At 68.2% G+C, this 3793-nt stretch carries 4 protein-coding genes; all 4 read left to right on the top strand.

The window, feature by feature from the left end; translation table 11 throughout:
* Positions 1-133 precede the first annotated feature (133 nt).
* The 4 genes from FWJ67_RS10740 (at position 134) to FWJ67_RS10725 (ending at position 3383) form a co-directional block, all read left to right on the top strand.
* On the top strand, positions 134-1330 hold the full coding sequence (locus tag FWJ67_RS10740) for an SIS domain-containing protein (protein ID WP_414482810.1): 1197 nt from the start codon (positions 134-136) through the stop codon (positions 1328-1330).
* A 232-nt stretch (positions 1331-1562) separates the two neighbouring features.
* On the top strand, positions 1563-2225 hold the full coding sequence (gene trhA, locus FWJ67_RS10735; protein ID WP_414482497.1) for a PAQR family membrane homeostasis protein TrhA: 663 nt from the start codon (positions 1563-1565) through the stop codon (positions 2223-2225).
* A 73-nt stretch (positions 2226-2298) separates the two neighbouring features.
* Positions 2299-3069, top strand: coding sequence for an AzlC family ABC transporter permease (locus FWJ67_RS10730; RefSeq protein ID WP_304172802.1), 771 nt, complete (start codon positions 2299-2301; stop codon positions 3067-3069).
* Positions 3066-3383: an AzlD domain-containing protein gene (locus tag FWJ67_RS10725; protein WP_414482809.1), complete on the top strand. Its 318-nt coding sequence runs from the start codon at positions 3066-3068 to the stop codon at positions 3381-3383. The genes FWJ67_RS10730 and FWJ67_RS10725 overlap by 4 nt, the downstream gene beginning before the upstream one ends.
* Positions 3384-3793: the final 410 nt, after the last annotated feature.

The raw sequence follows: 3793 nt of genomic DNA, 5'->3' as shown, positions 1-3793 counted from the left end.
CTTCCAGAAGTACTTCATCAGGGGCATCACCATGGGTTCCATCAAGGGCTGAGCTGCCGCTGCCTGCTGAGCGACGAGGGGAGAGAGGGCAAGCGCGGCCGCCTTGAGAGGGACGTGGGCAAGGGGGTCTTGCATGGATTCGCTGAAGGCGCTGCTCGCCTTGGATGAGGATCAGAAGAGGGCTCGAGGGGTGGTGCACACGCCGGGCGAGATCGCTGCCCAGCCCGCGCTGTGGCGGGAGACCGCGGCAGGGATGCTCGCCCACCGGGAGCGGCTGGCTGGGCTTCTCGATGGCGTCACCCGGGTGGTCTTGACGGGCTCCGGCAGCTCCTACTACGTGGGGAAGGGCCTGGAGCGGGCCCTGAGCCACCGGTTGGGTCTCCCGGTTTGTGCGGTGCCCGGGACCGAGATTGTCATGGACCCCGAGGGGACCCTCCCGCGCCAGCCGTTCCTTCTGGTCTCCTTTGCCCGGTCTGGGGAGAGCCCCGAAGGGAACGCGGCGTTCGAGCTGGCCGATCGCCTCCGGGAAGGCCTGGTCCGCCAGGTGGCCGTCACCTGCAACCCGGAGGGTACTCTGGCCCGCCTGGCTCAGGAGACGCCGAGCCCCGCAGCCTGCTGCCTCTTGCCGCCGGCCACCCACGACCGGGGCCTGGCCATGACCAGCTCCTTCACCAGCATGTTCGTAGCCTGCCTCTTCTTGGGCTGGACGGATGACCCGGAGGGCTACCTGCGACTGGTGGAGCGCCTCGCCCAGGCGGGCCAGAGGATCCTGGACGAGTACGATGAGCCAATCAGCCAGCTGGCCAGGAAGCCCCTGGAGCGGGTCTTCTTCGTCGGTTCGGGGGCGCTGTTCGGCGCGGCTTTGGAGGCCCACCTGAAGGTGCAGGAACTGAGTGATGGCGTGGTCCTGGGGAAGGCTGAGGATACCTTAGGGCTCCGCCACGGCCCCATGGCGGCCATCAACGAGAAGACCCTCTTCGGCCTCTTCGCCTCGGCCCATCCCTACCGGCGCCGGTACGAGACGGACCTCCTGCGGGAGGTGGACCAGAAGGGCCTCGGCCTGGCCCGGCTGGTCGTCTGCCCGCACCCAGAGCCCGAGTGGGAGGCGCTGGCCGATGTGGTGGTCGCCTTCGACCGGGACCAAAAGCTGCGCTTGCCCGACGCCATCACCCCGCCCCTGGCTGTGGTGGTAGGCCAGTTGCTCGCCCTGCACAAGTCCTTGGCCCTTGGCCTCACCCCGGACCGGCCCAGCCGGAAGGGCGTGATCAACCGGGTGGTCCAGGGGGTTCACATTTACCCGTACCCGGCGGGGGCTTCGGTGGGGGGGTGAGGGGCGAGCGGCCAGGTGTGGGCTTTCGCCCCAGGTATGGCGCTGTCGAACGAGGATCTCGGGGGCCGTCCCGGGATCCTCTTCTTGTGTCGAAGACGCTGGCGCCGAGGGCCCCCATGGGCCCGTCCGCGCCGGCCGGTCCCACCTGAAAAAAACGGACCCCTCGGGAGGAGCTCCCGGCTCGGTGGGGAAACCTGGGAGGACCCAGACCCTACAGGAGGATGGTGATGGCGTGGGGCGGATCTTCCGGGAGCCGGTGAACGGGCTCACCCATGCGGTCGGGGCCCTCTTCTCTGCTGCGGCCCTCGTCGTTCTGGTGCGGGAAGCGGTGGCCCAAGGCCCCGTGGGGGCGGTGGTGGGGGCAGGGATCTTCGGCACGAGCCTTGTCCTGCTCTACAGTGCCAGCGCCCTGTACCATTTGCTGCCGCTGTCGGAGCGGGGGATCGCCATCCTCCGCCGGCTGGACCACGCCATGATCTACGTCCTCATCGCCGGCACCTACAGCCCTGTCCTCCTTGGGGCCCTGGGCGGTCCCTGGGGATGGACCCTTTTCGGGCTGGTCTGGGGGCTGGCCCTGGTGGGGATCCTCCTGAAGATCGTCTGGTTTGGAACGCCCCGCTGGCTGACGGTCCTCTTCTACGTGGGCTTGGGGTTGCTCGTGATCCCCATGCTCCCCTTCCTCCTGGAGGGGCTGCCGGCCCGCTCGCTCCTTTGGATCGGTGTGGGCGGGGCCTTCTATCTGGTGGGCGCCGCCATCTACGGGTTCCGCTGGCCGAACCTCTCTCCCGGGCGGTTCGGCTTCCACGAGCTTTGGCATCTCTTCGTGATGGCGGGGAGCGCCAGCCACGTGTGGGCCGTCTGGATCCTGATGCGGGCGTCAGCCGGTGCTCCCTGACGCCCTTCCGATAAGAGCCGACACCTTCCCGTTCCTCATTGAAGCCCACCGTGGCGCGAGCTAGACTGATTCCATGCACCACGACGCGTCCAAACCCCTAGCTTCGTCCGTTGGTCCTTCAGAAGGCCTGGGGCCTCGGGCCTGGGCCGCGGCTCGCCAGTACGGGCTACCCATTGCGGTAGGGTACTTCCCCGTGGCGGCAGCCTTTGGGCTTTTGGCCCGGCAGAGCGGCCTCTCCGTGGCCGAGGCGGTCTTCCTCTCCACGTGGGTCTACGCCGGGGCGAGCCAGTTCCTGGTGGTGGGGATGGTGGCGGCAGGGGTGCCCTGGACCGGATGGTTCCTGGCCGGGGCCTTCATGAACCTCCGCCACGTGCTCTTCGCGGTCGCCATGACCCCCCATTGGAAGAGCTGGTCCCGGTGGCAGAAGGCCGTGGCCGGCTTCGGCTTGACCGACGAGGTTTACGCCGTTGTAGCGACGGGGGGGCGCCGGTTCTCCCGCTTCCCCGAGGTGGTGGGCCCCGCCGCCACCGCTTACGTGAGCTGGATCGCCGGCACCGTGGTGGGCGCCTGGGGGAGCCTGGCCTTCCCCCAGGCGCTGGCCAAGCCACTGGAGTTCGCCCTGCCGGCGCTCTTTCTCGCCCTCTTGGTGCCCAGCCTCACCACCAGGCCCACAGCCTTGGCGGCTCTGGTGGGAGGAAGCGTCTCTTTGGCCGTGAGCCTCATGGGCCAGGGTTCGTGGGGGATCGTCCTGGGCGGGGTGCTGGGGGCGCTGGTTGGCGGTCTCGCGGCCACCAGCCGGAGGCGGGGCGAGGCCCGTGGGCGTGAGGAGGGTGAGGCTGGGTGATTCCTGAGGTTTGGCTGGGCGGGCTGCTCTTGGGCTTGGTCACCTACGCCTCGCGCAGCCTGCCGCTCTTGGTCAACCTGCGCCCGTCAGAGCGGTTTCGGCCCTTCCTCGATGCCGTGGCACCAGCGGTGGTGGCCGCCTTGCTCGCGCCCGCCCTTCTCCTGGCCGATGGTGGATGGGTCGCGCCTTGGCAGAACCCCGCGCTCTTGGCGGCCTTGCCGGCGGCGTTGGTTGCCTTCCGTACCCGCAGCCTCGGCTGGACCACCCTGGCGGGCGTGGCCGCGTACGCGGTGGTGAGCGCCTGGGTGGGGTAGGGCATCGAACTCCCCACTCATTGAGCTAGGCCTCAGTGCGTTCTCTGTCGGGGGATGCACAGGCTTTCGTCGAGCGTTAACGATCCAGTCGCGCACACGACGGACTTCCGTGCAGGTGTCCACGTAATGGCCTGCTTCAATGGAAAGGTCTTCTTGTCATCTAGCCGAAGACAAGACTAGCAGAGTGACTCTCTGACACACCGATCATGATGCCGGTACCGCAGCGGTGTTCTGGGCACATGCCCTGGTCGGGGGGCCCGCCGGAGGTATAATGAGGGTACCGCGCTTGGTACACTACCCAGGATTCTTTTCCTGGGGGTGGCAAGGTGGCACAGTGGCTTGGTCGAGCCGTATGGTGGGAGTGGCCAAGTTGCTGTGGCGGAGGGGAAGGAGGCACTGGGAGAGTGGGC

Source organism: Limnochorda sp. (assembly GCF_047459355.1).
In the GTDB taxonomy this organism is placed as follows: domain Bacteria; phylum Bacillota; class Limnochordia; order Limnochordales; family Limnochordaceae; genus Limnochorda.
This window is presented reverse-complemented; position numbering and strand designations above follow the sequence as displayed.

Coding starts and splice junctions, on each gene's coding strand:
- FWJ67_RS10740 (WP_414482810.1), top strand. CDS start 134: ATGGATTCGCTGAAGGCGCTGCTCGCCTTGGATGAGGATCAGAAGAGG.
- FWJ67_RS10730 (WP_304172802.1), top strand. CDS start 2,299: ATGCACCACGACGCGTCCAAACCCCTAGCTTCGTCCGTTGGTCCTTCA.